Here is a 2,632-nt window from a genome sequence, read left to right as displayed (position 1 = left end):
TTATCGAACAAAGCGGTCGCGGCGAGCGCGCATTCGACATCTACTCACGCCTTTTGAAAGAGCGCATCGTTTTCTTGGTCGGCCCGGTAACAGACGAATCTGCCAATCTGGTTGTCGCGCAACTGCTGTTTTTGGAAAGCGAAAACCCAGATAAAGATATCTTCTTCTATATCAACTCTCCAGGCGGATCGGTTACTGCCGGGATGTCAATTTACGACACCATGAACTTCATCAAGCCTCATGTTTCTACCTTATGCTTAGGCCAAGCGGCAAGCATGGGTGCATTCTTGTTGTCTGCAGGCGAAAAAGGTAAACGCTTTGCCCTGCCCAACAGCCGCATCATGATTCACCAACCGCTCATCAGCGGCGGCTTGGCCGGTCAGGCTTCCGATATTGAAATTCACGCTAAAGAGCTGCTGAAAATCAAAGAGAAACTGAACCGCTTGCTTGCCAAACATTGTGATCGCGATTTGGCCGACTTGGAACGCGATACCGACCGCGACAATTATATGTCTGCCGATGAAGCCAAAGAATACGGTTTGATTGACCAAGTTTTGGAAAACCGCGAATCTCTACAAGCCTAATCTTTATTGGTTTAAATCAAAGGCCGTCTGAATGTATATATTCAGACGGCCTTTCTTCAATCCTACTTCGTATTGTCTTTATTATTCACTTGAACCGGATACAGCAAAATCAAAGGATTGGCTTTTACTTGGTTCCAAAAGCTTTTTAGCAGATTGCGTATACTGCCCAAACGCGTACCGCGGGAACGGAGCGCAACAGCCAAAGCCAAAGAAAAGCTGACCACTAAATTTACCATACCGATTGCCAATACGCTTGCCAAGCCGAGTATAAACGTGAATACATCTGCATGGCCGCTGATCGCGGCATAACCTAAGTTTGCCGAAGAAAACGCCACATGTCGAATATCCAGCGGCAAGCCGAAAAGATGGCCAAAATAGCCTGTCATGCCTAAAAGCATACCGAAAATAAAATTACCCATAAGAGAACCATAATGCTTATGAATATAAGCGGCCAACCGACGGCGCGGCTCCGGAGGCATGATTTTTCGTAAAAACGGATTAAACGGCAGGCGCTGACGCAGGTTCAGATAATCGGAACGGTTGTCAAAAAAGCCGGCAATAATACCCGAACAAAACAACCATACGCCGGCAATAGCGGCATACCATAAGGTCGGTTGGGTAAAAATCTCAATGGATTTGAACTGATAGGCCGTAACTGCCTCATTCAGCAAGGGCTGACCATGCGTATGGGCATAGCCAAAAGCAATCCCTGCCGCCAACAATACCGCAATCGATACATTGCCAAACACGGCGACACTTTGCGAACGACACACATCAATCAGCAGTTTAGCCAATTTATTGTCCACCGCTTTGCTGCCTTCATTCGAGTCCACCTGTTCGGCAAAGCTCGCCGCCGTCATGGCAGGCTGTTTGGTTGCAACAGTGCAATGCAGCATATGAATCAGCATAAAGCCCAAACCATAATTGAGCCCGGCCAAGAATGCAGTAGTAAATTCGCCGAACCCCAAAGACGCAATATGGATTTTATTCAATGCCATCAAAGCAATAATTACGCCGCCGCCTGCTGCGGAATAAAACATTTTGAAATATTCGCTACGGTTGCGCGTAATGTAATGCTCACCATGATGACTTTTGTTTTCCGTAATACTGCGTGCCAGCATTCGGATACTGCTTTTACGCAAGTGGCTGGTGCTGTATTGCTCCACCGCCGCATAAATCATCGCATTCATCAGATTGACAGTTAAGCGGGTGCGGCTGGTTTCGATTTGAATATTGGTCAACAATTTCAGGCGGTCTATGGTTTGTTGCAGGCGTTCGAGCAAGTGGGCCACTTTCACTGACGAACCAGACCCTGCTCCCGTACCGCGACGGCGCAGATAGTCAATTTGATTTTCACACTGGTCAAACATAACCTCCAAGTGTGCCGTATCATAAGTTTCTTCACTATGGCGATAATGTTCCACCATCTTCGCCACTTCGCGCTGTAAAGCGACAAATGCAGAATCCGCTTCCAACAAACGGGGGGCAATTCGTATTAAATCCGGCTCAATCGCTTCGGAAGCAATCCAGATAGACAACATTTCTACCGCACGCAAACGTGCATCTGTCAATTGTCGGCTGGCCGTCTGAAGCAAAGCAGGATCCGCCTTGGCCAACAACAATTCATACATACCCAGCCATTGTCGCAAACTCAGTGTTTGCAACCATTTATCATCGTTTTCAGAATGAAAAAGATATAAAAATACTTCGCGCAAGTTGGAAAAATCTTTATAAGACGGGCTGAACCGCTCATAAATCCGTATGCCCATTTCCCGGGTAAAACTATGGCGCGAGAAAATACCCAGCTTAATCAGCGCAGGATAAATGTGAACTTTAGACAGCCAAGTATAAAAGCGCAGGCTGAATTGACGGCATAAAGCATCGTCTTGTTTTAACGTAGATAAAATCAAATCAAAACGTTCGGAAGCCTTCTTTTTGCCTCCTCGGCGCAAAAATTTGATTAATGCATTAAGAATAAGAACAAAGTCGGTATCATTTAAGCGCTCCGACAAAATAATGTGAAGATTTTGATTAGTCAGTTTTTGCAT

General features: G+C 46.0%; 2 protein-coding genes. One reads left to right on the top strand and one right to left on the bottom strand.

What is annotated here, in order from left to right; all coding sequences use genetic code 11:
* Nucleotides 1-2: 2 nt before the first annotated feature.
* Entirely contained in the window at nt 3-584 is a 582-nt protein-coding gene (clpP, locus tag ACTHS3_RS11435) for an ATP-dependent Clp endopeptidase proteolytic subunit ClpP (protein ID WP_440367987.1), read from the top strand.
* 62 nt (nt 585-646) lie between these two features.
* On the opposite strand, the gene ACTHS3_RS11430 is transcribed toward clpP, so the two are convergent.
* A partial coding sequence (locus ACTHS3_RS11430) for a site-specific recombinase (RefSeq protein WP_049349801.1) occupies nt 647-2,632 on the bottom strand: 1,986 nt, incomplete at its 5' end.

The sequence above is a fragment of the Neisseria sp. P0009.S007 genome (assembly GCF_051962515.1).
Note: the sequence above shows the minus strand (reverse complement) of the source record. Positions and strands in the feature narration are given on the sequence as shown.